Source organism: uncultured Eubacterium sp., assembly GCF_945980375.1.
Classification (GTDB): domain Bacteria; phylum Bacillota; class Clostridia; order Oscillospirales; family Acutalibacteraceae; genus Eubacterium_R.
The window spans coordinates 59,339-85,540 of record NZ_CAMFQO010000002.1 but is presented as its reverse complement, the minus strand read 5'-3'; the positions used below and the strand labels follow the sequence as shown (position 1 = coordinate 85,540).

Below are 26,202 nucleotides of genomic sequence, written 5' to 3'. Positions count from 1 at the left end.
ATTTTCTCCATTCTCCTGTACAAAATTTATGATTCTCTGTGGTTAAGGATAAGCTTGTAGGAGCCTTGATTTTCAATCTCGTAAAGCTCAAGCGCTTCCTTTTCCGTTACCTCAACGGTAAGTGTGCTGTAATCTGTAATCTTTTGACCGGAGGCTGAAGCATTCTTACTTGCGGTAGCTGTTGAAACCCTTAAAATTTTAAGGTCCTTGTAGGCTACATTTGCCTTTTTGTCATCGCCGTCATAAACCAAAACGTTTACCGTATCGCCCTCGTTGATATATCCGTCAACACTTGTAACGCTGCCTGCGCTGAATGAATAAGCAACCTTGCCCTTTGGAAGCTTGATTGAAAGTGCAACGTCTGCACCGTCAATAGATTCAAGTCTTTTCACATTGATTGGCTCGCCTGCATAGAGCGGATAAACAACAACCTGATTTATAAGCTGGTCCTTTGATGTGGCTACGTCAGCTGTAACGTCGGCAGCAACAACTGTCTTTTCCTCAAACACGCCTGCATCCTCAAGGAACATATCCTCGGTGATTGTAACGTTTCTGTCCATATCTGCAACAGGAACAAAAACCGTTACCATTTCGGCATCCTTAAATGTTGATTTCTTGTCAATCTCGCTTGCAAAGAAATATGTAGCAAATCCTGCTACCAAAGCAAATACAACTGCGATTAAATAAACCTTTTTCATTTTGTTCTCCTTTTTTCGTTTTGTCTTGACAAAACTTTTTATTATATATATAGAGCAGATAACTGCTCTATTTCAATTATGAATTATAAATAAATACTAAGCGCCGAAATAACCGTGTGCTTATGAGCCCTCCTGCTCGGAAAGGCTGTTAGCCTCTACCTTATAGACAGACTTTGCGCCTATAATTCGTGTCATTCTGCTGCCCTCTCCGGGTTCTGTGGCAAGGGCTACAAACGGACTGATTGCGTGATGAGTACCTCTTACAAGAACAACCACGTCACCTCTTGAACGGTTAGATACATTATACTCCGCAACCGACGGCGAGGTAAGATATTCCTTGTCATAGGTATACGCAATTGTAACGGTTACATCCGAAACATCCATAGGCACGGTGTTTGAAACCTGCCTTAAAACACGAATTTCCTGACCGGACAGCACGCAGCTCTCCAGTTCCTCCTCCGACGCCGTACCGCCCAAAACAGCGGCATAGTCGCCGAGGTTGTAGGTTTTGCTGTATGCCGTTGCCACACCCAAATTGTTATATGTAACATCAGGGCGCTGGTTTTCGTCGTCATACGCAACCTCCGTGTATTCAACGCAAGCTACTCTGGCTGCATTTCGTGCCGAATTCTCAACATTAAGCTTGTTATAAAACAGCCATCCAAAGTCGAGAATCATGGCAAGTATCAGCATAAATATGGGGAAGACGATGACAAATTCTATCATAGATTGTCCGTCCTCGGATTTTCCGTGTTGCCACAATCGGCTATAAAGCTTTTTCAAGAGATTTCACCTCTTAATATTCATTTACATAAGTTTAACATTATGCCTAATTATGAATATTGGGGCAGGATAACCTGCCCCAAATTCATTTTTAGATTTTAGACTTCAATTAGGATTACTTAAGAGCGTTCTCTACTGCATCCATCTGATTGTTTGTCTTGTCGCCAGCCTTCTTAGACTTCTGGTTGATTACAACAAGTACAGCGATAAGTACAAGTGCAACAAGTGCGATGATAAGTACATACTCGAGCATGCCCTGACCGTTTTCGTCTTTGATAAACTTCATCATAATAATTTACTCCTTTATATTTATTTTTAATTATGATTTTATTAAATCTCAATCTGCGACACCATATCTGCCAAGAAATTCGGCAAATACGGGAAGCAGATAGAAATTACTGTAGCTAAAGAGATTAACGGACCGAGGGGAATCATGGTTTTAATTCCGCCCTTTTTGGTTGCCTTAAGATAGATAAGGCAAATGATGGCTATTAATCCCACAAGCACCATAGACTGCAGGAACGACTGAAGATAAATACACATACCCAAAACGGCACAGTATTTAGTGTCCCCGTTGCCTACCGGCACCTTAAGCAAGGTTGTGAATGCACAGGATGCAAATCCTACAAAAAATCCAAACCCTGCGGCAAGCAATATCTGTGGATCATTTGTTACCGAATAATACACAAGATATATTACCTGAACAATTATCATATAAAGCAGAAGCGGATTTGGAATTTTCCTTACCAAAGAGTCCACAACTGCAATAGATGCGATTGGTATGAGCAAAAGCTCATTTCTGATTGCGAGGGCTGTGTCGGTTGAGGTTAGCATCACTGCAACCGAGGCAATGATTCCCACAACAACAGCCATTATCTTAAATAGTGTTGTATCAATCGGAGCCGCTTTGACCGGATCGTCCGTTCTCTTGAGAGTTAGCTTTTTTGAAACAATAATTGTAACAACTCCAAGGAAGATTCCGTAAGCCGCGCCGATTAAAAGCTTAATTAAAATTGAATCCGTAAACATTTAATCTCCTGCGGGGATTGCTCCCTGTAAATTAAGAATAATACTTTTTCTGCCAATTTTCAATGAAAAAATTCACAAATTATTAATTTTTGTCGTGTTAATCAATTTCAAAAAACGATTTTGTGCAAATTGCACAATAAAAAGCAGACTTAATTTATTTTTAGTTAATATTTAACCTTGTACTTCTTTACCGTAAACTCTTCGGGATTGTACATTGCAAGCTTTCTGTCAAAGTCCTCCTGAGCCCTGATGCTCTTTTTTTCGTTGCAGTATTTGAGCTTTCTGTAATCCAAATCTGCCTCGTAAAACATCTGCTTTCCGCCCTTTGACAAGGCATGTGCAAACTGATGGATAAGCTTTTCGCCCTTATACACATCTATGTAATCAACCTCATCGGAATCATAGCACAGTGCAAACTCTGCATCGGCATCGGTGCATCCTGCTCCGCTTTTGAAGGATTTTACCATCACATTACTATATGCCTCCAAAGGAGTTGAGGTTAGATTTTTTTGTGCAAATGTAACAGAATAATTTTTTGCGGATGAGATGTCCTGCGCCACCATTTTGTCACATTTGTCAACAATGGGGCAAATATTCTGCTCTGCAAGTGCCTGCATCCATCCAAGCCATCCGTACATTGCAGTATATCTTTCTATACTTATTATAATGCCGTTATCCGCAATATTATTACTTATGGATTTTGCAAGCGGAGAAAAGGCAGCCTGATATGCATTTTCTCTTGCACCGCGTTCACCGATAACGCTGACACCGCTTGTTTGCCTTTGTGCAATATCAAGCAGACCTCTGAAGGAGGTGACAACATCAGCCTTTGTATCAAGGGTATAATCGTAAATATCCGCAACGGCAAATTCAACATTGTTAAGTCCGAGTCTTTGTGCAAGCTCCCTTGCGTTGTTAACGGCAAGCTCATTGCAATCAACACCAACCACTCTGCAATCAGGATACTGCTTTGCAATAAAGCAGGTTACCATACCGCAATCGCAGCCAATGTCAAGAACCGTGCCGTTAAAATACTGCGCCTCGTCTATTATCATATTGCCGAGGTGCCTGAACAATCCGCTGTCAAACGCAGCCGACACACAAAGTGAGCCGTCGAGGCTTTTGTTCTTCAGCTTGTAAAAATATGTATTGTCCGAATTCTGTCCCTGTGCACGCGAATTCAAGGTTTCGGCAAGCTCCTTAACATAATTTTTGTCTGTTTTCATCATAAGGTTTGCCAAAAAGTCGTTTGTGTTTTTGTAATATTTGAGGTCAAGAGCCCTCATATAATTATCTACCTGTTCGTATGTTTGCATAAAATAACCTCTCAAAAAAATCTTAGGGTAACGGTAATAATCCTATCCTATTGTATCAACAACAAAGTATCCGTGTCAAGGCTATACCGTTATCAAAAATAACAAAATTGCAACCGATAATTTGTACAAATACTTGTTTTGCAAAACATATTGTGCTATATTAAAAAAGATAAATCCACGTTTATAAGAGGTGTTGTAAATGGGAACAAAGCTTGAAAGGCTGCTTGGCAGAAGTAAAAATCAAACCGACTCTGTACAATCCGCAATATCAAACAAAAACAATCTCATATCATTTGAATTTGATGGTAACGAATATTTTGTTGCTATTAAAGAATCGGTGCTTGTTTTTGACAGTGATATGAATCTTTTGTACAATTTTGAAACATCACAGCTTGCACTTTCGGACAATGATTTCTTAAAAAAGGTCAATGAAATTGTAACACAAAATTCAAACGAGTGCGTACACCTATATATAAACAAGGTGAGCTCTGTCGAGCACATAACCTTTACAAGCCTGTTTGACGCAACATTTATCTTCAGAAAAATGAAGCGCCTGATGAACAGGGACTCCGAGGGCATTATGTCACTCATAATTGAAAAGGATTCTCAAATTATTCGCAGCGCTCACAACGACCGCCTTGAGTTTAAGGAAAGTCTGGCTACGCAGGAATTCTCGGCAGATGTTGAAAACAGAGAGGCAAGAAACGAAAGCAAAACCGAATACATCGCCACTCTGTCACGGGTTGAGGATATAATTGAAACGCTTATCGGCGACAACATCCGTGAGCTCGGCCTGCAGGATGATAACGAAAAGGTTAAAAAGGCAATAAGGCTGCTCGGCACACTTGTTGATGACGAAGAAAATAATGAAGAATAATAAAAAAAGGATTGAACTTGACATCGGGTTCAATCCTTTTTTATCCCCTCAGCCGAATAAAAAGCCGAGGTAAGCTATTATTTTGCCATTTCTGCTCTTGCTTCCTTTATTCTTTGAACAAAGAGCTTGCCTGTTTCGGTGATCTTATCGTAATCGCCTGTCTTTGCGCCTGCAATAAGCGATGAGCCTGCACCGCAGGCAATAGCACCTGCCTTGATCCAATCCTTAACGTTGTCAACATCAACACCGCCTGACGGCATCATAACAGCATTTGGGATAGGGCCATGAATGTCCTTAATGAACGCAGGGCCTGCAATGTCGCCCGGGAAAACCTTGAGCACGTCTGCACCGCACTCCATAGCGTGAACCGCCTCGGTAGGTGTGTAAATACCCGGCATTGACGGCACACCGTATCTGTTACAGCACTTAACTGTTTCAGGGTCAAAGTAGGGTGACACAATGTATTCTGCACCTGCAAGGATAGCAATTCTTGCTGTGGCTGCGTCCATAACAGTACCTGCACCGATGATGATTTCGCCTGAATTATACTTTGCACGCATTGCTTCAATAAGCTTGTCTGCGTGAGGAACGGTAAATGTAAGCTCGATAGCGGCAACTCCGCCGGCAATACAAGCATCTGTGATTTTTTCTGCCTGCTCAAGAGATGTTGCACGAACAACTGCTACAATGCCTACCTCTTGAATCTTTGCAAGGGTTTCAATTTTATTTGCCATAATTAATACTTCCTTTTTGTTATTTTGTTTTATCTTTGTACTCTGGCACCTGCGCCGTTAACCTTTGCCTCTACCTCTTTAAGTGAAGCCATAGAGGTATCACCGGGTGTTGTCATTGCAAGTGCACCGTGAACAACGCCGTAATTAACTGCCTTTTGTGCGTCCTCATATGTCATCAAGCCATAGATAAGACCTGATGCAAAGCTGTCACCGCCACCGACTCTGTCCAAAATTTCAAGACCGGGAAATTCAAGAGAATTGTAAATTTTGCCGTCTGCCCAGCAGATAGCCTTCCAATCGTTAACGGTTGCGGTTTTAACGGTACGAAGAGTTGTTGCGATAACCTTAAAGTTTGGATATGCCTTTGTAACGGTTTGAATCATTTTGTAGTAGCCGTCCATATTAAGCTCCTTGAGGTCTGCGTCGTTGCCTTCAACCTCAAAGCCGAGAGATGCAGTAAAGTCCTCCTCATTGCCTATCATAACGTCAACATATTTTGCAATTTCTCTGTTAACTTCCTGAGCCTTTGCCTGACCGCCGATACCCTTCCAAAGTGACGGGCGGTAGTTGAGGTCATATGATACAACGGTGCCGTATTCCTTTGCCTTTTTAACAGCGGTGATTACGGTTTGAGCAGCTGTTTCGGACAAAGCGGCATAAATACCGCCTGTGTGAAGCCAACGAACACCGAGTGTGCCGAAAATGTAATCCCAATCAATATCCTCCGGCTTAAGCTGTGATGCGGCAGTATTGCCTCTGTCCGACGCACCGACAGCACCGCGGATACCAAAACCGCGCTCGGTAAAGTTGATACCGTTTCTTACGGTTCTGCCTATACCGTCGTACGGCACCCACTTGATAAGAGATGTGTCCACGCCGCCCTGAAGAATCAAATCCTCCATAAGATAACCGATTTCGTTTTCTGCAAAAGCAGTAACAACAGATGTTTTCATACCAAAGCATCTGCGAAGCCCACGGGCAACATTGTACTCGCCGCCGCCCTCCCAGGCTCTGAACGAGCGAGCGGTTTTTATTCTGCCCTCGCCCGGGTCAAGGCGAAGCATAATTTCGCCGAGTGAAACCTCGTCAAACGTACATTCTTCCTTTGGTCTTAAATTAAGATTCATAACAATCACCGTAGCCTTTCAAAATATAAAGTTAAATCAAAATCCAAAATATTTCATTGCATTGTTGTATGAGATACCGCAAACGATTTCCTCAAGTATATCTTCATCGTAGGCATACCAGCCGTCCTCAACCCATCTGCCGAGCAAACGGCACATAATTCGCCTAAAATATTCGTGCCTGCCATAGGAGGTAAAGGAACGTGAATCCGTTTCCATACCGACAAACTTGCCGAGTACGCCGAGGTTGCCGAGCGATTTCATTTGATTTGTCATACCGTCCATAGTGTCAAGGAACCACCAAGCAGGGCCGAATTGAATTTTGCTCTCAGCCTCTGTGCCCTGGAAATTGCCAAGCATAGTTGCAAGAACAGTGTTGTCCTTGTCGTTAAGATTAAACAAAATAGTTTTCGGCAATGCAGATTTCACATCAAGCGCGTCCAAAAATCTTGAAAGATTAATTGCAATCTCGCAGTCACCCACGCTATCAAAGCCTGTGTCAGCACCTAAAAGGTTAAACATTCTACTTGAATTGTTGCGTATTGCACCGATATGAATTTCCATAGCCCAATCAAGCTCGTGGTACTTTTCACCCAGCGCGACAAGAACAGCAGTTCTGTATTTGTCACCGTCGGCCTGTGACGGAATGTTTCCGTTCATTGCCTGCTGAAATACTTTTTCTATTTCATCGTCGTCGGCAAGGTCAAACGGAACATATTCAAACGCCTGGTCCGAAACCTTACAGCCTGCCTCGTTAAAATAATCGCATCTGTTAAGCAGGGCAGTAATAACATCCTTGTATGATTTTATTTCAACACCTGCTGCTTTGCCGAGCTCATTAATATATTCAGCGAAGCCGTCAAGGTGAATGTTGAGTGCCTTGTCCGGCCTGAACGACGGGAGCACCTTGCAATCAAAGCCGTCAACGTTCCTCAAAAGTCCGTGGTATTCAAGGCTGTCAACAGGGTCATCCGTTGTGCAAACAACCTTTACATTACTTTTTGTAATAAGGCTTTGCGGACGAAAATCACCGTTTGCGATAGCCTCATTTGCTCTTGCATAAATATCCTTTGCAGTTTTTGCATTAAGCGGTGTGTCTATGCCAAAATATCTTTGAAGCTCTATGTGAGCCCAATGGTAAAGCGGATTGCCTATACAGTACTGCAAAGCCTCGCCGAATTTTATAAACTTTTCCTCACCCGACGCGTCTCCTGTGCAGTAGTATTCATCAATTCCTGCGCTCCTCATTGCTCTCCACTTGTAATGGTCGCCCGACAGCCAAAGCTGTGAAATATCCGTTGGCTGCTTGTTTTCGTAAATCTCCTTTGGACTTAAGTGACAATGGTAATCGCAAATAGGCATATTCTCTGCATATTCGTGAAAAAGCTTTTTTGCACATTCGGTATCAAGTAAAAAATCCTTGCCGATAAATTCTGTCATAGCTACTCCCTTTTTACTCCTTTGATTTTAATCAAAAATATTATATACCTACCTTTTGCATATTTCAATAGTCAAATAACTATTAGTTTATTTATTATTAACAAAAAATTATAAAATTTTCTGCAAAATAAAATTGACATTTGATGTGTAAAAGCATATTATATAGATATGCAAAAATTAAAACAAGGGGGTTGTACTATGAATTGTCCTAATTGCGGCAGAGAATTATATGAGGGTGAGGTTTGCACCTGTACTGCAAATACCGAAAACGTTGCAAACGCGGTACCTGAGCAGGAGCCTGTTCAGCAGCCTGAAACAACACCGCTGCAGGAGCCTGTATACCAACCTACATATCAGGAAAACCCCGCATACACACAGCCTGTATACGAGGCACAGCAAAATTATTATAACCCAAATCAGCCACCGTATTTTGACCCGGCGCTCATTAATCCTGCACCATCAACAGATTATCCAAACGGCTATAAGCCAAAGAAAAAGTATGTTGCAGTGCTTTTGGCTGTAACCTTCGGCTTTTTGGGATTGCACAATTTCTATCTCGGCAACAGCAGTAAGGGTGTTGCACAGCTTTTGATAGCACTTATCGGCTCATTGGCATTGGGCTTGGGCTTTGTTGTTGCATATGTGTGGGCATTTGTTGATGCCTATAATATCATTACCGACAAGGCTGAGGCTGATGCAAACGGCTTCAAGATTATGACCTTCGCAGAGGAGCTTGCAAAAGCACAACAAAAGGACTAAAAAACAGCCCTCATCAAACGGTGTGGGGCTGAATACATCGAGGTGTGGCTCAGTTTGGTAGAGCACCACGTTCGGGACGTGGGGGTCGCAAGTTCGAATCTTGTCACCTCGACCAACGGGGAGCAGGTCAAATGCCTGCTCCCTTTCAAAAAAAATAAAAGCAATCGGGGTGTAGCGCAGGTGGTAGCGCACCAGACTGGGGGTCTGGGGGTCGCAAGTTCAAGTCTTGTCACTCCGACCAAAAAAGAAGTAACTTTTGTCTGCCAAAAGTTACTTCTTTTTTATCCAAGCCGCAGGCTTGGCATATCATCACGCGTCGGCGTGTATATCATCGCCGTAGGCACATATGGCTGTATTACCTGCGGAATAGATGATATACAAGGCTTCGCCTTGATTTGAGTTATAAACACTCGATTTTTATATACATATATGCTATAATAGTAAGTAACAAGTACAAATGAGGTGAAGTTATGTCAATAATTGAACAGGTTTTTCAACCAATAGTGGAAATGCTTGTACGGCTTGCGATTTATCTTATTCCTGCAATTTTAATTCCTGTTATATTAGTTGCAATAGCACTTGCAAAGAAGGTTAGGAAATACAAATCCGGAACATATTATAAAAACACAAAAACGCCTTATTTTTCTTTGCTGAACAATACCGGAAAATACGGTGAATATCTTACATACCAATACCTCAAATCCTTTGAAGACAAAGGAGCGAAATTCCTTTTCAATGTTTATATTCCAAAGGAAAACGATGAAACATCGGAAATAGATGTTATTATGATTCATCAAAAAGGAATATTCGTTTTTGAAAGCAAGAATTACAGCGGTTGGATATTTGGCAATGAAAATCAAAAAAATTGGTACCAAACCTTGCCGAGAGGCAGGGGCAAAAGCCACAAGGAACACTTTTATAATCCCATAAAGCAAAACCGAACTCATATTAAACACCTTAAAGCATTTCTCGGTGAAGATATTCAAATGTGGTCAATAATTACTTTTTCTGACAGGTGCACATTAAAAGACATAAAAACAACGAGCGAGGATGTATTTGTAATTAATCGATACGATGTTTCATCTACTATATCGGACATCTGCAACCGTACCGATACGGCGTTGTTAAGCAAAAACGATATTGCCGATATTTATGATAAGCTTTATCCGTGCACACAAGTTGACGAGGCAACAAAACAACAGCACATTGCCGACATTCAAAGCAAGATGGATTCACAATCCGTAAAAGAACCCCAATCAAATGCCTTGCCATCAATTCAAGACGAATCGGTTGAGCAATCAAACGATAACGACGCTGTCAAAGACGAAAACATCAAAACAAACGATGATGCCAAAAGCACGACTTGCAATGAAACAATACAGGCAGAAAGCAATAGTGATAATCAGCCTCGAAAATGTCCAAAATGCAATGCCGAGCTTGTTTTAAGAACGGCTACTCGAGGTGCAAATGCGGGTAATCAATTTTATGGTTGCTCAAACTATCCAAAATGCAGATATATTGAAAACATCGAGTAAACAATAATTCATAAATCCAATCAAAAAGAGCAGGTTTCGTGCCTGCTCTTTTTTAAGTATATAGTCGGTTTTTTTCGTTGACTATCCAAAGGCGACGTCGAGAATCATCATCACCAAAAAGCCGAGAGAAAAGGCGAGGGTTGAGGCAATGGGATTGTCGGGACGACTTGCCTGAGGTATCAGCTCCTGCACCACAACATATATCATAGCGCCTGCCGCAAAGGCAAGAAGATAAGGCAATGCCACCGACGCCAAGCCAAACAGAACAAGCGTCGCCCCTGCTGTTACAGGCTCAACCACACCGCTGAGCACGCCGTACAGCAATGCCTTTTTTCTCGAACCCGTTTGCGCCATAACGGGCATGGAAATTATTGCTCCCTCGGGAAAATTTTGAATAGCTATTCCAATGCTCAACGCCATAGCATCCGCAAGCGTTACACCGCAGTTGCCATACAGCACACCGGCAAATATAACACCAACCGCCATACCCTCCGGAATATTATGAATTGTAACAGCGAGTGCGAGAAGAGAGGTTTTGCCAAGCTTTAGGCGCGGAGTAATTCTGTCAACCGCAGGAAGCAGGCACACTCCCAAAACAAACCCTATTGTAGCGGGCAGGAACGCAAGCCTGCCAAGACCGGCGCACCTTGAAATAGACGGAATGAGAAGCGACCAAACCGACGCGGCAACCATCACTCCGCCCGCAAAGCCAAGAAGAATTTGCTCAATGCGAGGGCTCATTCTTTTTTTCATAAACAGCACACACCCGGAGCCGAGGCTTGTGCCGATAAAAGGAATCATTATTCCCCAAAATGTCATATTAATCACCATTTCATAATATGTCAAGGCTTAAAAAACGACACGGCAATTCACCGCATTGTCTAAAGATTTTATGTTGAACATAAAAAAAATAGTGATGTAATAATTATCATATTACAAGGAGAATTGTTATGGACATCAAGGCTTTGTACAGCGAAACAGCTCCACTTGATATAAGTGGAGCTGAAGTTTTTGTTGTATGTATATTACTTATAAAGTGGGCCGTATGTTTGACATGCAGAGTAATCCGCAGCCTGAACATCATCTGTGCCGAATGCCGACCAGCAATGCGGACGGAACACTCTGTCGCCTTCAACATTGTGCATATTTACAGGAATACGAAGCATTGATGCAAGAGTGATAAGCTTGTCACCCACATGACCGTAAACGGTAACACCGTGATTTGCACCCCAATTTGCCATAACGCTGTATACGTCCTTAAATGCACCCTTGCCTGTAAGTCTCGGAGCAAACCATGTTGTCGGCCAAGTCTTATCAGTACGTTGGTCAATAGTTGTATGGATTTGATCGGGAAGGTCTACAGTATAGCCCTCTGCAATTTGAAGAACAGGTCCGATGCCCTCAACAATATTTACACGGAGCATTGTAACAGGCATTTCTGCTCTGCAACGGAAGTGTGATGAAAATCCGCCGCCTCTGAAATATTCATAGTTTGCACGGCACCAATCGGTTGCATCAATGCAAGCCTTAATATCATCTGCTGTCATTTTCCAGAAAGGCTTCATACAGCCCTCGCCGTTTTCGTTCTTTGATGCGCCGCAGCCATCAAGCGCTGTTGCACCGGAATTGATAAGGTGGATAAATCCGTCCTTTGCAACACCGTCAGGGCGCAGACCTGTTACTCGCTCGCAAGCGTCGGGGCTCCAATATGTACGAACATCATGGAAGCAAGGTGCAGAGTCGGAAACAAGGCTGCCGAGAATCATTGCGGCACCGTTAAGAGTGTCGTTCTCTGTTGCAAAAGGAGTTGGCATCTTTTTGCCGTCCCAATCAAATGTTGAAGCCATAATAGCCTCTGTAAAATCTGCATTAGGAAGCCAGTCGGTCCAATTTCTTTGACCCTGGAAGCCACCTGCAACTGCGTTTTTGCCAAGTGCCTCCTCGTGCCAGCCCATATCGTCAAGCTTTTTGTTGCCAAAAAGAATGTCGCGGATAACAATAGTCATCTTTGTGATGAATTCCCAATCCTTATCGGGATTTACAACCTTTGATTTTGTAATGATTTCAGGGAGGTCCTTGCCTGCGTTAACGTCAAAGCCTTCTTTGCAATTTGCCTTTACCCAGGCAAAAGCCTTGTCAAATTCGTCATGGTCGTATATTTCAAGAGTGATTCTGCGAATGATTTCGCTCATATCAACCCACTCCGGACGGATACCAAGGTATTTTTGGAAGAACTCTGCATTGCAATATGAGCCTGCGATACCCATTGAAACACCGCCAAGGTTTACATATGCCTTGTTCTTCATCCAGCCTACTGTTACAGAGCACTTTGCAAAATTAAGAATTTTTTGTGCAACGTCGGCAGGGATAGACTTGTCATCCATATCCTGAACATCGTGACCGTAAATAGAAAAGGCAGGCATACCCTTTTGTGCATATGCAGCCATAACTGCGGCAAGATATACGGCACCCGGTCTCTCCGTACCGTTAAAGCCCCAAACTGCCTTAATTGTTTTTGGGTTCATATCAAAGGTTTCCATGCCGTAGCACCAGCACGGTGTTACAGTGAGGGTTGCAACAATATTTTCTGTTGAAAATTGCTCCTCACATCTTGCGGCCTCGGCGCCACCGCCGATTGTTGTGTCGCTGATTACACATTGTACAGGTGTGCCGTCGGGATAGCAAAGATTGTCGCTGATAAGCTTTGCGGCAGATGTTGCCATGCCCATTGTCTGTGCCTCAAGGCTTTCGCGTACTCCGCCCCATCTGCCGTCGATAACAGGGCGAATGCCTATTTTTGGATACTTCATAAAATTACTCCTTTACATTTACTTAATTACGTTTAAGAATTTTTGATAAGCCTCTTCAAATTCAGCAGAATTAACCGGCTTATATTCCTTTAGATTTTCCTGTGCTTTAATGATTTCTCTGCCTGCGTCAACATCGGCAATGTCGCCAAGAGCAATAAACTGCAAAATGATGTTGCCGAGTGCAGTTGCCTCTGTAGGACCTGCGATAACAGGCATATCAAGGCTATCAGCTGTCATTTGACAAAGGAAGCTGTCCTTTGTACCGCCGCCGAGAAGATGAAGCACGTCAAATTTTTTGCCCGTGTTCTCCTCAATTTGCCTGATAGCATATCGATATTTCATTGCAAGGCTTTCGTAGATACACCTTACAAGCGCGCCGTCGGTTTGAGGTATGCCCTGACCTGTACGCTCGCAATAATCGCGAATCTTTTGAGGCATATTTTTCGGAGAAGCAAACACATCGTCATCGGGATTAATGAAAAAAGCAAATGCCTTTTCCTCTCTTGCAAGCTGTTCCATATCGTTATATGTATACTGCTTGCCCTCCTCCTTAAAGTTACGTCTGATCTCCTGAATAAGCCAAAGACCGCTGATGTTCTTTAGGTAGTTTATTTTACCGTTTGCACCAAGCTCGTTTGAAAGCTCGTCTGCCATACTCTTTTCGGTCAAGATAGGCTCGTCGTTTTCACAGCCTATAAGCGACCAGGTTCCGCAGGACAAAAATGCAGGGCTTTCCTGCCTTGTGCTCGGCATAGCGCATACGGCACATTGGGTGTCGTGCCCAGCAACCTTAATAACCTTAATACCGTTGTATTCACCTGCCACGGTTGCACTTTCAACAATAGGCGGCAGGATTTTTGCATCCTTGCCGGTTACATCAAACACCTTACTCTGCCATTTTACATTGTTCAAATCAAGCATCTGTGAGGTTGATGCAATGGTTTGCTCTGCCGATTTTGCACCGCACAGCGCGTATGCAAACAAATCAGGCATAAACAAAAGCATATCGGCATCGTTGTTTTCCTCTGCCACGAGCTGAAAAAGAGTGTTAATAGGCATAATTTGATTGCCTGTCAAACTGTAAAGCTCCTTTGGTCCGATGCTTTCAAAAACCTTTTGAGGGACGTCCTTTGTTCTGTCATCACGGTAGCATACAGGCAAATCGGCAATACTGCCGTCTGCATTAATCAAGCCGTAATCCACACCCCAGGTATCAAAGGCTAACGAATCCACCTTGCCTGCAAGCTCAATGGCTTTCTTCACCTCGCCCAAAAGGTACTCAAAATTCCAGCACAAATGCCCGTTTTTCTGCACAAGCTCGTTGTCAAAGCGGTGCACCTCGCTGTAATTGATTTTGCCGTCTGTGTACTCGGCGACAATCGCTCTTCCGGTTGACGCACCAAAGTCGAATGCTAATACTCGGCTCATACCTTTACTACTCCTTTTTTAAGCAGGATGTTTGCATAGATAGCGGTTTCGCCTGTTGCGATGATTAAGTATGCGTTCTTTGCTCTTTCGTAAAATGCAAAGCGCTCTGTCATATCAATATCGTGATGGTCGGGCTCATATTTGTTAAGCACCTTGTCGTACTCTGCCCAAATTGTCGGTGTCGGGGTGTTGTCACCCTTTACAACCTCCATAAGCGCAACCGGTTTGTCAGTGTATGTATCAAGCGGAATAAGCGACAAAACAGCATCAAGTATGTCTGTTGTGGAGTGACCGTCCGCCCTGATTACAATAGCGTTTTTGCCAACGCTTTCGCAGGGAAAGTTGCCGTCGGCAATTACAAGCTCGTCACCGTGCCCCATTTCGCACAGAGCCTTAAGAAGCTCCGGTGAAAGTATAGGATTAATGCCCTTTAGCATAATTAATCCTCCTTTTTGTGCAACAGCTCGTCGTCAGGGTTGAACACCTTGTAGCCCGGGTGACGACCTGTGATTTTGTAGTAGCTTCTTAAATCAATAAGCTTTTGAATATTCTCGTTATTAATGTCACAGCTGCCGCCGAGGATAACTGCGTTAATTGTAATCTTTGCCCAAAGCTCAAGACTTTCCATTCTGTAAAATGCTGTAATAACGTCACTGCCGACTGCCAAGGCACCGTGGTTTTCAAGAAGCATAACATCATGCTCATCAAGATACGGCTCAATAGCGTCCGGCACCTCTGTTGTAGACGGTGTGCCGTATGGTGTAAGAGGAACGGCACCGATAGCCGCAACATCTTCAATCATATTGTACATATCCATTGCCTTGTGAGCTACTGCAAAGCCTGTTGCTCCCGGCGGATGAGCGTGGATAACACTTGTAACATCCGGGCGTTTGTCGTAGCAACGAAGATGCATTTTGATTTCACTTGAAGGACGCAAGCCCTCTGCCGCCTCCAGCACATTGCCCTGTGCGTCAATTCTGATAAGCTTGTCGGGTGTGATAAAGGACTTGCTCATTCCCGTAGGAGTGGCAAGGATTGTGCCGTCGTCAAGCTTTGCGCTGACATTGCCGTCATTTGCGGCAACCCAGCCGAGCTGCCACATTTTGTGGCAAACATCACATATTTGGTCTTTAATAATTTCAATATCCATATTGCATTTCCTTTCAAAACAATATTATATTTATATTATACTGTTGATTTTTGTATGCTACAAGGCGTATAATGATATGTAATAGGACAATATTGACTTTTTTCGGATAATATTTGGAGAGCAGTATGAGATATTTGGGCTATCAGGAAAATCAAAGGCGTGGAACATTTGGCTTTCCCATTCAACTGTACTATGTTGACAAAAGCCACCCTCAGTACGAAATGCCGTTTCATTGGCATATGGAATGTGAGCTGATACTTGTCCTTGACGGCAGGCTTGAGCTCACCGTTAACGGCAAGCAATACGGCGTAGAAAAGGGGCAAAGTGTTTTTATCCCCGGAGGGCTGATTCACGGCGGTACACCGCAAAGGTGCATATACGAATGTGTTGTTTTTGATATTGAAAGCTTTTTGGCACAATCGCCTCAATGTGTTGAAAAGTACAACAAATCAATCGACTCCGGCGCTGTGTGCGAATTGGTTTTTGACGCCGGCAGCAGGTGCGGTGCCATTATTGACGAGCTGTTTGAGAATATGGAAAAGGAAAGCGAAGCCTACACATTCAACACCACGGGGCTTTTGTGGCAGTTAGTGGGCGGATTGCTTGAGCAGAGACAGCAGACGGAGCCGTCATCGTCAGGCAATGTTTACCGAAAGAACAAGCAAATCAAACGTGTGCTTACCAAAATCCGCAACGATTACGCAAAGCCGTTAACGCTTGATGATTTGGCACGAGAGGCAAACCTGAACTCGCAATACTTTTGCCGTGCATTTAAGCAGGCAACCGGCAAAACCCCGATAGATTATCTGAATTACTATCGCATAGAATGTGCGGCGGAGCAGTTAAGACTGCCTTATCTGTCGGTAACGGATGTTGCCTTTTCCTGCGGATTTAACGACCTCAGCTATTTTAATCGCTTGTTTAAGCGAAAGAAAAATATGACACCAACCGAATACAGAAAAATGATTATGTGAAAGGTGAAACAGTACTGTATATATTAAACATTTAGCCTAAATAATATGCCTAAAAAACAAAACGGCTCCCCTTGCTATAAGGGGAGCCGAAAAGCGATATAATAGGTATAGAGAATCAGTACTTAACCGGGGTGGAATCAAGGTACTTATTTACCATAAGTGCTACCTTGAAAACGATAGCGTCATCAAACTCACGCAGGTCAAGGCCGGTGAGCTTTTTGATTTTTTCAAGACGGTAAACAAGTGTATTTCTGTGTACAAAAAGCTTTCTTGAGGTTTCCGACACGTTAAGGTTGTTATCAAAAAACTTTTGAATAGTAAACAGGGTTTCCTGGTCGAGAGATTCGATACTGCCCTTTTTGAACACTTCCTTAAGAAACATCTCGCAAAGAGTTGTAGGAAGCTGATAAATAAGACGGGCAATGCCGAGATTGTCATAATTAATAATTGTGCGCTCGTTATCAAACACCTTGCTAACCTCAAGGGCAACCTGTGCCTCCTTGAACGCCTTTGCAAGATCCTTAATACCCTGAACGCAGGAGCCGATACCCACGGTGGCCTTGCAGTAGAACTCGGTTGAAAGGGTGTCGCAGATGGACTGCGCAAGCTTTTCCAAATCCTTTGATTCTACATTTGGGCGCACCTCTTTGATGAGGGCAATGTCGGTTTCGCTGACAGAAATTACAAAATCCTTGGTTTTATCCGGGAAGAAATTTTGAACAACATCGTAAACAGAAACGTCTGTGCGTTCTGCCGTACGGATGATAAACACGCACCTTGTGGCATCGTTGTTAAAGCGAAGCTCACGGGATTTGATGTAAATATCACCCGGCAAAATATTATCAAGAATTACATTTTTGATGAAATTTGAACGGTCAAATTTTTCATCATTATTCTTTTTAATTTGGTCAAGCGCAACCGCAATAATAGAAGCAAAGCGACGGCTGATTTCGTCCGTGCCGTCAACAAAGCAGGCATATTCCGGATGAACGCTGTCACCAAATGCCTTGTAGGTGCAGGTGTCAACGCAAACCTGTGCACCGCCGAACACACCGGCAGCAACTACACCCTTGCGAACCTCGCCGATTGTGCCGAGCTCGCTGCAGGAAATGACAGTTCCGGTATCGTCTACCACGCCGATAGTTCTGTCGATTGCATCACGCATTTGATTGATTATGCTTTGAAATAATCTATTAGGCATAAAATCTCCTCCATAAGTTATAACACATAACTGCACAAAAAAATATCAAACCTATTGTATACATTATACAAGAGATTTGATAAAATTGCAACCTTTTTACTAATTATTTTTTATTTTTTTGTGCTATTTGACTAACGCGTCAAAATAACCACAATATATTGTGCCAAATCTGCCAAAATTGCCCTATCTGCTACAAATCAAATCAAGCTCCTTTTGTGACAAATATCTACATTCACCCGGCAAAAGTGAGTCATCAAGGGGCAAATTGCCCATTTTTACGCGTTTAAGCTCAAGCACGGTTAAGCCGTGCTTTTTGAACATTCGCTTAATTTGATGATAAAGCCCCTGCCTCAAAACAACCCTGCAAACAGTTGCGTCCTCGCTGATAATTTCGGCATCTGCCTGCAAAAGCCTTTCGCCGTTCAGCTCCATACCTGAACGAAAATCTGCCACTGCCTCGGGTGTTACGGGCTTGTCGAGAGTAACAACATAGGTTTTATCAATATGCCTTGACGGTGCCAAAATGCTGTGAGCAAATTCACCGTCATCGGTTAACAGCACAAAGCCCGTCGTGTCCTTATCAAGTCTGCCGGCAGGAAACAGCCCACGCCTTTGCATATCGCTCGGCACCAGGTCAACAACGGTTTTTTCGCCCTTGCCCTCAGATGCGGAAATGACGCCCTTGGGCTTATTCATCATAATATAGACAAACCGACTGTACGATATTTTATTGCCGTCAACGGCCACAATATCGGCATCGGCAACCTTTACATCGCCCGATTTTGCTGGGATACCGTTAACGCTCACCCTGCCCTTTTTAATCATCTGCTTTGCATCGGTGCGTGAAATATTAAGCTGTGTGGATAAAATTTTGTCAAGTCTTGTCATTAAGTGCCACCAAGAAGCCGTTGTCCGCAGAGGTATCGCACAAATCCGCTCCGATAAGCTGACCGTCAAAAACAATGAGATTTGCTATCACATTATCATTATCACCGTAATTGGTAATATGATAGGTGTACATAACCGCGGTTTTGCCCTTATACTCCGCAAGGTCAAGCCCCTGCTTTTTTTGAATTTCGTTATATTTGTTATAAACATCATTAAACCTTGTAGGGATAATGATTTCCTTGCTTTCCTCGCTTGAATCGGTCTCAAATCCGAGGGAGTTAATGTAATTTACTCTTTCTTCTGCTGTTTTGCAGGACACGGTTGTCTGCTTTGACGCAGGTGTTGCAGGATGGTTGCCGATGAACGACACGGCTATCACCACCACTCCCGTAAGAAGTAAAATAATGCCAAAGGCTGTTTTTGGCTTTAGCTTAAAAGTTAACATCCGCATAATATCACCGTGGAATTATATGCGAATGCCAACTGCAAAATACCAATTAATCTATGCAATAAAAAGTAATTTGAACCAAGGTTCGGATTGCTATTTATTGCCTACTTCTACAAGCTTATTAAGAACTCGCTTTGCAACCGGACCGGCTGTTTGCGAGCCTGAATTGCCGTTTTCCACAACTACAACAAACGCATACGGATGCTTGTCATCATCCATAAAGCCTGTAAACCACGCAATGTTGTGGTCGTCGTTGCTGTCAATCTGTGCCGTACCTGATTTTGCACAGAGGTTTAAGCCCTTGTACCTTGACTCGCCGTAATGGTCCGTAACATTATACCTCATCATTTGCTTCATTTTGGAGGCAACATCGGGACTTATCATAGCAAGTCGATTGCTTGGCAGTGTAAAGTCAAGTGCCTTGCCAGCCTGATTGGCTAAAGAATCAACGATATTGAACGAAACGGCTGTGCCATCGTTGGCAACAGCAGATACAATACGAAGCATTGTGATAGGCGCAATACGCGTATTGCCCTGACCGATACCTGTCCAACCAAGAGAGTCTACACCCATTTTTACCTTGTCGGAAAATTCAAAATAACCTGCGTAGGAATCTATTTCTCCGCTGACAGTTACGGCAGAGCCTATGCCAAGCTCCCTTGCAGTAGCGGAAAGCTTGTCCTGCCCAAGCTCAATAGCAATTTGTGCAAATGCCGCATTGCAGGACTTTGCAAGGGCGTCGTTAAAGTTAATGTGTCCGCCGTGGTTTGCGTTACACTTAATAGGCACGCCCTGTTCGGGTTGATACTCACCGTGGCACGCCCATTCTCTTGAATAAATATCGGGTATGTTCTCTATCGCGCAAATCGCCGTAACAAGCTTAAAGGTTGAACCCGGAACATAATGGGCACCCAAAAGACGATTGATATATACACCCTCGTATTTGTCACTTGTTAAAAGATTGTCCGGAACGTCATCAACATCATACGACGGAGACGAAACCGAGCAAACAATATCTCCTGTTTTGTAGTTTACTATACCTACAGTGCCCTTTCTGCCGTTGAGTGCCTTGTAAGCCTCGTCGCAAACCTCACGGTCAACGGTAAGCTTTAGGTCGTTACCCTTGCCGTAGCGCTGAATGTTATGCACGCCGAACATCAGGCTGTAGCCTGTAAGCCTTGCGGAATACACAGACTGAACACCTGTTGAGATAAAGTTTTTTGGGTCACCTACAACGTGGAGGGTGGCTTTTCTTGTAGTTGCAGAGTCGGAATAAACTCTGTCACCGTCCACGGTTTGAGCAAGGATTTCGCCGTCCCTGTCATAAATTGTGCCTGCGCCGATAAGCTCACCGTTACTGTAAACATGGTGATTAAACCTTTTCATAACCCAAGTGTCGCCGTTTTGCACAAGTGACACTGTCATAAACACAAGCCCCACCAAAAAAGCAGCAGACATAATCCAGAGGAAAATACCTCTTTTGGTAATCATTTTCATTTCTTCCTTGCACCCCCAAGATAATTGTAGGTACGAACATCCGAAGCCTTAATAAACGCAAGCACTGCCCAACAGCAAATCATACTTGAGCCACCCTGACTGACAAACGGCAGGGTTACACCCGTGAGAGGCAAAATGTCTGTAATGCCGAAAATATTAAGTGCTGTCTGGAACAACAGCATACCTGCACCGGCAATTGATGCTATCGAATAAAAGGTTGAACGCGATGCTATTGAATTAACCAGAGCCGACACCGCAATGCATACAAACGAAAGCACAAGTGCTATGCCGAAAAGATAGCCCCACTCCTCACAAATTACGCCGAAGATAAGGTCGTTTGTTGACTCGCCGATATTACGAACATTACCGTTGCCGATGCCGAGACCGAGCAATCCACCGCTTGCAAGGCCAACAAGCACACGGCTTTGCTGATAGCCGGAGGTGTTGTAATATTCTGCCTCCATAACATGACGGTAAACGGCAAAGCGACGCATTATGTTGCTTTTGTATTTAAGCACAATCGCACCGCCCATTACACCCGATGCAACGGCAAGGATGATTGTTTTGATGTCGCCTGAATTCATAAACGCAATAATCAGGAACGTAACAAAGAAAATAAGCGCCGTGCCGAAATCCTTAATTATAATGAGCGAGCCCACAACAGCAAGCGAAAATCCGATAAAAGCAATAATGTTTTTTGAGGTTTGTATTTTTTCAAGCGTTGCGGAGCCGACAAAGATGAAGGCAACCTTTACAAACTCAGACGGCTGAAGAGTGATACCGCCTATACTTATCCAATTTCGTGCGCCGAGGGTTGTCTTTGCAATAGCAAGGTTAACGAGCAACAAAAGCAACGCACCCACCGCAACAATAACACGTATCTTCATACAAAAATCAACGTGGCCAAGCAGGAACATCAAAAAGATAAACACCAACAACCCTGCCAATATCATAAAATATTGCTTAAAGCCCTGGTCGGTATTTTGACTGCCTACCGTTACAAGACCTACACCCGACAGGAAAAACGCAATTATTTCAAGCTCAAAATTTCTTCTGTGAAAAACGGTGTAAAAAAAGATTAGATACACCCATTCGGTTGCTATCAAAAGCACAAGCGACAAAAAGACCTTTGGCTCAAAAGCACCTGTGCAGTTTGCTCCGGCAAAGCCTGTTGCAAGCTGGAACAACGACAGCAATATCATCAATGCAAAATTGTTAACAGGCTTTATTCTTACCTGCCTTTTTCTTTTTTCTTCCATAATTTACCTTTCATAAAAGATGAAAACCCTGTCTCCGAAGGTTATCATATCCTCGTCAAAAATAAGCTGAGATTGTGACAGATACCTGCCGTTTAGCTTTGTGCCGTTGTGGCTGTCCAAATCCGTGAGAGCCCAGCCGCGAGAGGTTTTGTATATACGCGCGTGATGTGAGCTGACCGTTTGATTTGGGATACGAATATCGGTATCCTCACCTCTGCCGATAAGCACATCCTGCTTTTTCAGGTAAATCGGCTTTTTGGTTTTTATATCCACAAGCACACCGTATGCAACATTTTTGCCCTTTTGAGCTGTCGGCTGTGCCTGATTGCGAAGCTCCCTTTTACTGCTTGCGCTCAATGCCTCCTCACACTCAAACTTAAGCGGAATGTTGCCGATGGTAATGATGTCCTCATTTTCAATAACGGCACTGCCGTCAACCTTTTCGCCGTTTACAAGTATACCGATTGCCCTTGCAGATGTGTCGGTAACAACCCAATCCCTGCGCTTTTTTGCAATAACCGCGTGAAAGCGCGCAACAGTCGGCAACGGCAAAACAATATCGTTTGCCTTGCTTTTGCCTATTGACGTTTCCCAATGTGTAATTTCAATTATCGTGCCGTCGTTTTGGTCAATAAGTCTTGCAAGCCTGTGCACTCGCGGACGGTTACGAAACAACGATATTACACACGTTGCAAGAATAAAAACTGCCGCAACAGGTGCCACATAACGCAACACAGCAATAATAGTATCCATATAGCTTACTCTCCTTTGTAACATCTCAATATTAATAATTTTAACCTAAATTGTCAAGTTACCCTACTTGAAATTAAAAAAGATTTAATCTATAATTAATATACAATCATTTATATACCTAACAGGAGAATTGCTATGGTTACCAAATCAATATTCGGCACTCTTGCCGACGGAGCTCAAATTGACCTTTACAAAATAACAAACAAAAACGGTGCGTGCGTATCGCTCCAAACCCTCGGCGCAGGTATTCAGTCCCTTTATATGCCGGACAAAAACGGCACTCTCGCCGATGTTGTTCTCGGCTTTGACAATCCGCAGGACTATACAAATCCCGACCTTGGATATCAGGGACTTGTTGTCGGCAGATGGGCAAACAGAATCAGAGATGCAAAATTCACCTTTAACGGCAAGGAATACAAAACACCTATGAACCAAGGAAGATGGACCCTGCACGGCGGAGGTCGTTTCAGCTTTACGCCTTGGGATGTAGAGGAGGTCGGCGATGATTTTGTAACCTTCTCTCGCTTTTCTCCCGACGGTGAGGACGGCTTCGGCGGTAATTTTACAATGAAGGTTAAGTACACCCTAACCGACGACAACACCCTGCGTGTTGAATACACAATACTGTGTGACGAGGACACGGTTGCAAACCCTACAAACCACGCGTATTTTAATCTTTCGGGCAATGCCGACGAGGATGTGCAAAATCACTACCTTAAAATCAATGCCGATTATTTTACAGAGACCGACGGTGACCAGCTCCCTACAGGTGAGCTCGGCAAGCTAAAGGGCACAATGATGGATTTTGCCCAAAGCACAAAAATCGGCGAAAGAATTGACGAGCCGTTTAGGGCTGTCATTGACGGCATAGGATACGACAACAACTACTGCTTGTACAAAAAGGATTTTACCATGCAGCAGGCTGCCGTGCTTGAACACAGAGAAAGCGGAAGAAGGCTTGAGGTTTACACCGATTTGCCGGGTATTCAGCTTTACTGCGGCGGCTGGCTTGACAGAGAGAGCGATTGCGGCAAGGCATCAAACGGCAAGGTTACCTTCCGCAGAGGTGCCGCCCTTGAAACCCAGTTTTATCCCGACACACTGCATCACGCCGACAAATTCCCTGCAAAATTTGTAAAGGCAAACGAGGAATTCAAAACCGTAACGGAATTCAGATTCTTTGCGGATTAATATTCACAAAATAAAAGCTCCTTCATAGTATGGATTGAAGTAAAGGATTAAATCCTTATCTTACATTACCGTGAAGGAGATTTTTTTATGCCCGACAATCCTATCATTAACGATTGCAACAGAAAAATAAATGAGGCAGTGTGCATAGATACAAAGCGAATCTACGATTCCTGCGTCAGCAAGGACTGCCTTGAGGATTTAAGAGTTACATTTTTCGGCTCAAGCCAAAGACTTATTGACGAGGCAGCATCGGTAAAATGCCGTAACGCCACCATTAAGGCAGTCAGCATTGATGTTGACGAGGTGCCTTTTAACCGAGGCTTTTACAGTGCAACGGTTCACTTTTACTTTATGCTTTGCTTTGATTGCTATACGGCACCGTGCACAACTCCTCAAATTGCCGTGGGCTATGCCGAATTTGAAAAGAAGTGCATTTTGTACGGCTCAGAGGGCGATGTTAAAATTTTTACATCCAATTACTGCGACGAAAAAACAGATTGCCCCGAGGCTCCGCAATATGCAAACCCAACCGCAAAGGTGCAGGCAGTTGACCCTGTTGTGCTTGCCTGCGATGTTGTGGACACCTGCAACTGTCCTGTGCCGTTGTGCACCTGCTTCCCGCAATGCATTATGCAGAGCTCAGGCGAGGGTCCTATCCCCGTTGCGTCAAGCAGAGCAGTGCTTGTTACCCTTGGCCTATTCTCTATCATCCAGATGGAAAGAGATGTGCAAATGACAATCCCTGCATATGATTTTTGCATCCCCGACAGAGAATGCAGCTGTTCAACACAGGACCCTTGCACAGCATTTCAGGGCATCGACTTCCCTGTGGAGCAATTTTTCCCGCCGGAAAAATCAGACGGCTGTGACTGCTGCGACAACGATAATGAATAATAAACAAAAACAGATTGAACACGATGTTCAATCTGTTTTTTTATCCCCTCAGTCACCTGCGGTGACAGCTCCCCTTACAACAAGGGGAGCCAATTTGGTTTGTTTTATTTTATTTGGCGTGGTTCAGACCATTTTATCAAGCTTATTGCTTTGCGCCGTTGATGAACATTTCTACTGCCTTTACTGTTGCGGCATAGCAATTTGCAAGGCCTTCCTCGTTCATATTGTCATATGTATCACGACGGGTGTGATAGTAATCCTCAAGATTATGGTTGAGGCCTGTGATACCTGCTGCTCTAAAGCCTGCCTGTGCAAATGCTGCCGAGTCGGTTGCACCGCCGAGTGGAGGAACCCAACCCTTCTTGCAAGGAACATTAACAGCCTTGGCAGCCTCCATAAACAAATCCGAATAATCCTTGTCTGCCTTTACTGTACCGTTAAGGTCACGGTAATTTACCATAAGATACTTTGGATCATGGATAGTGTCGTACGAAATAATCATAGTAGGACAATCCTGAAATTCGCCTGCATGTGCCTCGCACCAAGCCTTTGAACCGCGAAGGCCTGCCTCCTCTGAGCCTGTAAGGATACAACCGATTTCGGTATCCTCAAGGTCGATGCCCTCGTCCTTTAGCATTTTCATAACTGCAATACCCATATAACAACCCGAAAGGTTATCGTTTGCACCGTCAACAACTCTGCGATAGTTAACCATCCAATAAAGGCCAACAAGAGGAATGAGGAACAAAAGACCGATAAGGCCTGCCTTAACGATAGGCTCTGACACAGGAACAGTACCGAACAAGCCGTACTTTACGCATTTGATTATGCAAAGAACAGCGTAGTACACTGCACCGACACCGCAAAGGATTGCGTGTCCCTCAAAGCCGACACCGCCGAACTTGTAGTTCATAGGCCATTCCCAAGCTGCGTCAGGGTGACCGTTAAACATAATTCTTCTTTTAGGAGCACCGCTTGTGCATTTTTTAATAGCTGTTACGTTGTGTCCTGTTTTTTCAGGGAAGCACTTATCAATAAGCTTTTTATAAAAGCCGAATTGTGCAAGAACAATGAACAAGCCTACAACGATAAGAATAATGCTGAGAATAGGCGCAAAGAATGATAATGCAATACCTACGATTACAAATGTGATTGTAAAATAAATCCATCCGTAGAATGAGCCCGGATTTTCCTTAAACGATTCAACCTCTGCAGTTTCACAGCCACAATCCTTTTTGAGAACCTCTGCCATATATTCGCAGGACTGACGCTCGCCGACAGAGCCGGGGTCTCTTTTTTCAAAGGTTTTAATGATGTGAGTGATTTCATCAATCATATACTTTGCGGCTTCATCTTTTTTGTTGATAATTTTTGTTAAATCCATAAATAGCCTCCATACAAAATAATATGAATA

Annotated in this window: 26 protein-coding genes and 2 tRNA genes; 8 read left to right on the top strand and 20 right to left on the bottom strand. The window is 43.6% G+C overall.

Annotation, left to right across the window (positions count from 1 at the left end; translation table 11 throughout):
- Nucleotides 1-26: 26 nt before the first annotated feature.
- The 5 genes from cpaB to Q0P34_RS01350 all read right to left on the bottom strand — a co-directional run bounded on the left by cpaB (nt 27) and on the right by Q0P34_RS01350 (nt 3,826).
- The gene (gene cpaB, locus Q0P34_RS01370) at nt 27-698 is read right to left on the bottom strand and encodes a Flp pilus assembly protein CpaB (RefSeq protein WP_294951748.1); all 672 of its coding nucleotides are present in this window, start codon (nt 696-698) and stop codon (nt 27-29) included.
- 120 nt (nt 699-818) lie between these two features.
- Entirely contained in the window at nt 819-1,481 is a 663-nt protein-coding gene (locus tag Q0P34_RS01365) for a TadE/TadG family type IV pilus assembly protein (protein ID WP_294951745.1), read from the bottom strand.
- A gap of 115 nt (nt 1,482-1,596) precedes the next feature.
- Nucleotides 1,597-1,770, bottom strand: a complete 174-nt coding sequence (locus Q0P34_RS01360) for a Flp family type IVb pilin (protein ID WP_294951742.1) — start codon at nt 1,768-1,770, stop codon at nt 1,597-1,599.
- 41 nt (nt 1,771-1,811) lie between these two features.
- Nucleotides 1,812-2,510 carry a prepilin peptidase gene (locus Q0P34_RS01355; RefSeq protein ID WP_294951739.1) on the bottom strand — a complete coding sequence of 233 codons (699 nt, stop codon included), beginning with the start codon at nt 2,508-2,510 and terminating at the stop codon, nt 1,812-1,814.
- A gap of 164 nt (nt 2,511-2,674) precedes the next feature.
- The gene (locus Q0P34_RS01350) at nt 2,675-3,826 is read right to left on the bottom strand and encodes a class I SAM-dependent methyltransferase (protein ID WP_294951736.1); all 1,152 of its coding nucleotides are present in this window, start codon (nt 3,824-3,826) and stop codon (nt 2,675-2,677) included.
- Between the two features lie 199 nt (nt 3,827-4,025).
- Here Q0P34_RS01350 and Q0P34_RS01345 point away from each other — a divergent pair, with 199 nt between their 5' ends.
- On the top strand, nt 4,026-4,703 hold the full coding sequence (locus Q0P34_RS01345; RefSeq protein ID WP_294951733.1) for a hypothetical protein: 678 nt from the start codon (nt 4,026-4,028) through the stop codon (nt 4,701-4,703).
- 77 nt (nt 4,704-4,780) lie between these two features.
- Here the strand turns inward: Q0P34_RS01345 and Q0P34_RS01340 are convergent, their stop codons facing one another.
- Genes Q0P34_RS01340 through uxaC form a run of 3 tightly spaced genes read right to left on the bottom strand, consistent with a single transcriptional unit; the run spans nt 4,781 to nt 8,001 of the window.
- Nucleotides 4,781-5,437: a bifunctional 2-keto-4-hydroxyglutarate aldolase/2-keto-3-deoxy-6-phosphogluconate aldolase gene (locus Q0P34_RS01340; RefSeq protein ID WP_294951731.1), complete on the bottom strand. Its 657-nt coding sequence runs from the start codon at nt 5,435-5,437 to the stop codon at nt 4,781-4,783.
- 29 nt (nt 5,438-5,466) lie between these two features.
- On the bottom strand, nt 5,467-6,564 hold the full coding sequence (locus Q0P34_RS01335) for a sugar kinase (RefSeq protein WP_294951728.1): 1,098 nt from the start codon (nt 6,562-6,564) through the stop codon (nt 5,467-5,469).
- A gap of 36 nt (nt 6,565-6,600) precedes the next feature.
- Nucleotides 6,601-8,001, bottom strand: coding sequence for a glucuronate isomerase (gene uxaC, locus Q0P34_RS01330; RefSeq protein WP_294951725.1), 1,401 nt, complete (start codon nt 7,999-8,001; stop codon nt 6,601-6,603).
- A gap of 198 nt (nt 8,002-8,199) precedes the next feature.
- Here uxaC and Q0P34_RS01325 point away from each other — a divergent pair, with 198 nt between their 5' ends.
- The 4 genes from Q0P34_RS01325 to Q0P34_RS01310 all read left to right on the top strand — a co-directional run bounded on the left by Q0P34_RS01325 (nt 8,200) and on the right by Q0P34_RS01310 (nt 10,295).
- Entirely contained in the window at nt 8,200-8,760 is a 561-nt protein-coding gene (locus Q0P34_RS01325) for a TM2 domain-containing protein (protein WP_294951724.1), read from the top strand.
- Between the two features lie 38 nt (nt 8,761-8,798).
- Nucleotides 8,799-8,875 (top strand) — tRNA-Pro (locus tag Q0P34_RS01320).
- A 50-nt stretch (nt 8,876-8,925) separates the two neighbouring features.
- Nucleotides 8,926-9,001 (top strand) — tRNA-Pro (locus Q0P34_RS01315).
- A 229-nt stretch (nt 9,002-9,230) separates the two neighbouring features.
- On the top strand, nt 9,231-10,295 hold the full coding sequence (locus Q0P34_RS01310; RefSeq protein WP_294951722.1) for an NERD domain-containing protein: 1,065 nt from the start codon (nt 9,231-9,233) through the stop codon (nt 10,293-10,295).
- Between the two features lie 81 nt (nt 10,296-10,376).
- Here the strand turns inward: Q0P34_RS01310 and Q0P34_RS01305 are convergent, their stop codons facing one another.
- The 5 genes from Q0P34_RS01305 to Q0P34_RS01285 all read right to left on the bottom strand — a co-directional run bounded on the left by Q0P34_RS01305 (nt 10,377) and on the right by Q0P34_RS01285 (nt 15,683).
- A complete protein-coding gene (locus Q0P34_RS01305; protein WP_294951720.1) occupies nt 10,377-11,126 on the bottom strand; it encodes a ZIP family metal transporter in 750 nt (249 codons plus the stop codon).
- Nucleotides 11,127-11,320: 194 nt separating this feature from the next.
- A complete protein-coding gene (locus tag Q0P34_RS01300; protein ID WP_294951718.1) occupies nt 11,321-13,105 on the bottom strand; it encodes an L-fucose isomerase in 1,785 nt (594 codons plus the stop codon).
- 18 nt (nt 13,106-13,123) lie between these two features.
- A complete protein-coding gene (locus Q0P34_RS01295) occupies nt 13,124-14,533 on the bottom strand; it encodes a rhamnulokinase family protein (protein ID WP_294951716.1) in 1,410 nt (469 codons plus the stop codon).
- A complete protein-coding gene (gene fucU / locus Q0P34_RS01290) occupies nt 14,530-14,970 on the bottom strand; it encodes an L-fucose mutarotase (protein WP_294951714.1) in 441 nt (146 codons plus the stop codon). Before fucU ends, Q0P34_RS01295 begins: the two co-directional genes overlap by 4 nt.
- Nucleotides 14,971-14,972: 2 nt before the next feature.
- On the bottom strand, nt 14,973-15,683 hold the full coding sequence (locus tag Q0P34_RS01285; protein ID WP_294951712.1) for a class II aldolase/adducin family protein: 711 nt from the start codon (nt 15,681-15,683) through the stop codon (nt 14,973-14,975).
- Between the two features lie 125 nt (nt 15,684-15,808).
- On the opposite strand from Q0P34_RS01285, the gene Q0P34_RS01280 reads away from it, so the two are divergent.
- Nucleotides 15,809-16,657, top strand: coding sequence for an AraC family transcriptional regulator (locus Q0P34_RS01280; RefSeq protein WP_294951710.1), 849 nt, complete (start codon nt 15,809-15,811; stop codon nt 16,655-16,657).
- A 115-nt stretch (nt 16,658-16,772) separates the two neighbouring features.
- On the opposite strand, the gene Q0P34_RS01275 is transcribed toward Q0P34_RS01280, so the two are convergent.
- The 6 genes from Q0P34_RS01275 to Q0P34_RS01250 all read right to left on the bottom strand — a co-directional run bounded on the left by Q0P34_RS01275 (nt 16,773) and on the right by Q0P34_RS01250 (nt 22,703).
- Nucleotides 16,773-17,858: a helix-turn-helix domain-containing protein gene (locus Q0P34_RS01275; protein ID WP_294951708.1), complete on the bottom strand. Its 1,086-nt coding sequence runs from the start codon at nt 17,856-17,858 to the stop codon at nt 16,773-16,775.
- A 183-nt stretch (nt 17,859-18,041) separates the two neighbouring features.
- Nucleotides 18,042-18,746 carry a pseudouridine synthase gene (locus Q0P34_RS01270; RefSeq protein WP_294951706.1) on the bottom strand — a complete coding sequence of 235 codons (705 nt, stop codon included), beginning with the start codon at nt 18,744-18,746 and terminating at the stop codon, nt 18,042-18,044.
- Entirely contained in the window at nt 18,733-19,197 is a 465-nt protein-coding gene (locus tag Q0P34_RS01265) for a DUF4830 domain-containing protein (RefSeq protein WP_294951704.1), read from the bottom strand. The genes Q0P34_RS01270 and Q0P34_RS01265 overlap by 14 nt, the downstream gene beginning before the upstream one ends.
- A 90-nt stretch (nt 19,198-19,287) precedes the next feature.
- The gene (locus tag Q0P34_RS01260; protein ID WP_294951702.1) at nt 19,288-20,685 is read right to left on the bottom strand and encodes a penicillin-binding transpeptidase domain-containing protein; all 1,398 of its coding nucleotides are present in this window, start codon (nt 20,683-20,685) and stop codon (nt 19,288-19,290) included.
- A 2-nt stretch (nt 20,686-20,687) separates the two neighbouring features.
- The gene (locus Q0P34_RS01255) at nt 20,688-21,950 is read right to left on the bottom strand and encodes an FtsW/RodA/SpoVE family cell cycle protein (RefSeq protein WP_294951700.1); all 1,263 of its coding nucleotides are present in this window, start codon (nt 21,948-21,950) and stop codon (nt 20,688-20,690) included.
- A gap of 3 nt (nt 21,951-21,953) precedes the next feature.
- Nucleotides 21,954-22,703: an FHA domain-containing protein gene (locus Q0P34_RS01250; protein WP_294951698.1), complete on the bottom strand. Its 750-nt coding sequence runs from the start codon at nt 22,701-22,703 to the stop codon at nt 21,954-21,956.
- Between the two features lie 135 nt (nt 22,704-22,838).
- Here Q0P34_RS01250 and Q0P34_RS01245 point away from each other — a divergent pair, with 135 nt between their 5' ends.
- Together Q0P34_RS01245 and Q0P34_RS01240 are read left to right on the top strand one after the other, a co-directional pair.
- On the top strand, nt 22,839-23,894 hold the full coding sequence (locus tag Q0P34_RS01245) for an aldose epimerase family protein (RefSeq protein ID WP_294951696.1): 1,056 nt from the start codon (nt 22,839-22,841) through the stop codon (nt 23,892-23,894).
- Between the two features lie 87 nt (nt 23,895-23,981).
- Complete coding sequence (locus Q0P34_RS01240) at nt 23,982-24,788, top strand: hypothetical protein (RefSeq protein ID WP_294951694.1); 807 nt, start codon at nt 23,982-23,984, stop codon at nt 24,786-24,788.
- Between the two features lie 142 nt (nt 24,789-24,930).
- On the opposite strand, the gene Q0P34_RS01235 is transcribed toward Q0P34_RS01240, so the two are convergent.
- Complete coding sequence (locus tag Q0P34_RS01235; protein ID WP_294951692.1) at nt 24,931-26,172, bottom strand: M20/M25/M40 family metallo-hydrolase; 1,242 nt, start codon at nt 26,170-26,172, stop codon at nt 24,931-24,933.
- Between the last annotated feature and the right edge of the window lie 30 nt (nt 26,173-26,202).